General features: G+C 61.0%; 2 protein-coding genes and 1 pseudogene. 2 read left to right on the forward strand and 1 reads right to left on the reverse strand.

Features of this window, described 5'->3' with window-relative positions:
* A partial coding sequence (locus tag WAO69_RS08435) for a pentapeptide repeat-containing protein (RefSeq protein ID WP_422177992.1) occupies positions 1 to 1177 on the reverse strand: 1177 nt, incomplete at its 3' end.
* Positions 1178 to 1415: 238 nt separating this feature from the next.
* Here WAO69_RS08435 and yajC point away from each other — a divergent pair.
* Together yajC and WAO69_RS08445 are read left to right on the forward strand one after the other, a co-directional pair.
* Positions 1416 to 1706, forward strand: coding sequence for a preprotein translocase subunit YajC (gene yajC / locus WAO69_RS08440; protein WP_422177994.1), 291 nt, complete (start codon positions 1416 to 1418; stop codon positions 1704 to 1706).
* Between the two features lie 34 nt (positions 1707 to 1740).
* A pseudogene (locus WAO69_RS08445) lies at positions 1741 to 2535 on the forward strand (protein translocase subunit SecD); the annotation flags it as partial.

A 2535-nucleotide genomic window follows, 5' to 3' on the forward strand; every position in this document is an offset into this window, starting at 1 on the left:
GTGTAATACCTTCGGGAAGTGCGACCGTGTCATCGCCAAAGACACTGTCAACCTGCTCCTGAGTGAGCCCGACCTGTGTGTAATCGACATATCTCAGCCTCGCACCTCGAAGAGACGCGGAACGGAGGTCTGTCTCCTCATCCATCGCCGCCGCCCTGAGGTCTGCCCCCTGCAACTGCGCCCCGCCGAGGTTTGCCCGTTGCAACTGCGCGTTCCAGAGGCGTGCCCCCTGCAACTGCGCCCTGACGAGGTTTGCCCCCTGCAACTTCGCCTCGCGGAGGTCTGCCCCCTGCAACTGCGCCCCGCGAAGGTCCGCCCCTTCAAAATCCAACCCAGTCAAAGTCATACCTTGCAAATTCGCCTCACGAAGGTCGATGGGCAGGTCTGCGCCAGCCCGTGCCGCGATTGCCCGCAACCGCCCTAATGTCTGAACCGCCTTTTCCATGTCCGACCGTTTCACCTTCAGGTCACGGGCCCATTTCTCTAAGTCACCCGGTGACATACCCTCGGGCACCGGGTCGGCCTCATGCGCCTTGGACAACTCGCGCACATAGACCGACAGCATCCGCGCGATCCCACCGGCGGTTTCGGGTCGTTCCCCGGCCAGCCGCTCCAACTGATCGATCGCGGCGTTGCGGCGAATGAGATCATCCTCCCGGATGTCATAGGCGCCCTCCTTGGTGTCGGGATCTTTCGTCACCTGCCTCTGCGCATAAAGGTCCCGCGTTGCTTCGGTGATCTTTTCGTTGAACAGCACATTTTCGTTGTGGGTGGCCTGCGCCTCTGCCGTTCGTGTCTGCCGCTCCGTCGTCAGAACCCGGATAAAGGCAAAGACCAGACCCACAATCGCACCAACCGCTGCCAGCAATGCCAGCATGATGGAACTGTGCCAGCGCACATCCGAGCCATCACTGCCCGGTGTAGGATAGCTGACGACCAGCATCAGCAATTGCCAGACGGCCATCAGAAACAGCAATGCGCCCGGCACCATGAAAAACAGACCGAACCATGCCAAGACATTCAATGTGTGGTTCTGTGAAATCTGGGGCAGGGCACCGCGCGCGCTGGCACCTGCGCGCCAGACGGCCCAGAGCAGAGCCAGCAGCAGAAACGCGGTCACAATGATCTGCACCAGATACAGCCGCTCGGGCAACTCTATCGAAAACTCGTTCATCATCGCGACACTCAACAACCCTTACCCATCAACCCATCCTCACATAATGACGCCAACGTGCGTCACTGCCAAGTCGCGGCTGCATGTTCCAAGACCATATGCACCGGGTGTGTACGGGTTGTGTACCCGAGTCATACGCCATTTTTCCGCCCCATCGCGCCTTGCACCGCACCGGATGAACGCATAAGTTTCGCCAAACTTCGCGGGCTTCCCGCGCCTCAGATGCAAAAAGGATCTTTCCATGGACGGTGGCAGCGCATTCGCCCAGTTTCTTCCCCTTATTCTGATCTTCCTGATCATGTATTTCCTGCTGATCAGACCCCAGCAAAAGAAGGTCAAAGAGCATCAGGCGATGGTCGCAGCCCTGCGTCGCGGGGATCAGATCGTCACCCAGGGCGGGATCATCGGGAAGGTGACAAAGGTCAAGGATGACGGCGAGATCGAGGTCGAACTGGCCGAGGGCGTCAAGGTGCGTGTGGTGCGCAGCACAGTGGCACAGGTCGTCAGCAAGACCGAGCCTGCGGCAGGTTAATTTCGCCTGCCAAGGCTTTGAAAAGGCAGGTTAGATGCTGCAAATTGATTCTTGGAAACGGATACTGGTCTGGCTCACTTGCGTGGTCGGGCTGGTGCTGGCTTTGCCCAACGGTTTCTATTCCCGCGTCGAAATGCACAATGATGCGGTGCAGGCGATCGAGCTTCAGGGCGAGACCCCCGCGCTTCTGGAACAGGCCGCGGCCTGGCCCAGCTGGATGCCCTCGTCGCTGGTCAATCTCGGGCTGGATCTGAGGGGCGGCGCGCATCTGCTGGCCGAGGTCAAGGTCGAGGACGTCTATGAGGCCCGGATGGAGGCCACATGGCCCGAAATCCGCGATGCCCTGCGCCCCGAACGCGCGGTTGTCGGCACCGTCCGCCTGCAACCCTCCGCCCCGGACGAGATTCGCGTCCGCATCGGCAATCCCGACGGCATGGCCCGCGCCCTTGAAGTGACCCGCGCCCTGGCCCGCCCGATCCAGACGCTCAGCGGTGTGGGGGCCACGGACCTTGTCATGCGCGGCGAGGGCGATGTGCTGATCATTACCCTGTCCGAAGAAGAACGCGCGGCATCCGATGACAGGACGGTCCAGCAAGCTCTTGAAATCATTCGCAGACGTATCGACGAAGTCGGGACGCGTGAGCCCACGATCCAGCGTCAGGGCACCGACCGTATCCTGATCCAGGTCCCCGGTATCGGCAGCGCGGCCGAGCTCAAAGAGATCATCGGAACCACCGCACAGCTGACCTTCAACCCTGTGGTCGGACGCAGCGCGGATGAGACCACGGTGCCCGGTGTCGGCAACAAGCTGGTGCCCAGCCTCGATGAG

Origin of the sequence: Aestuariivita sp., assembly GCF_049276915.1 — a bacterium.
Classification (GTDB): domain Bacteria; phylum Pseudomonadota; class Alphaproteobacteria; order Rhodobacterales; family Rhodobacteraceae; genus Aestuariivita.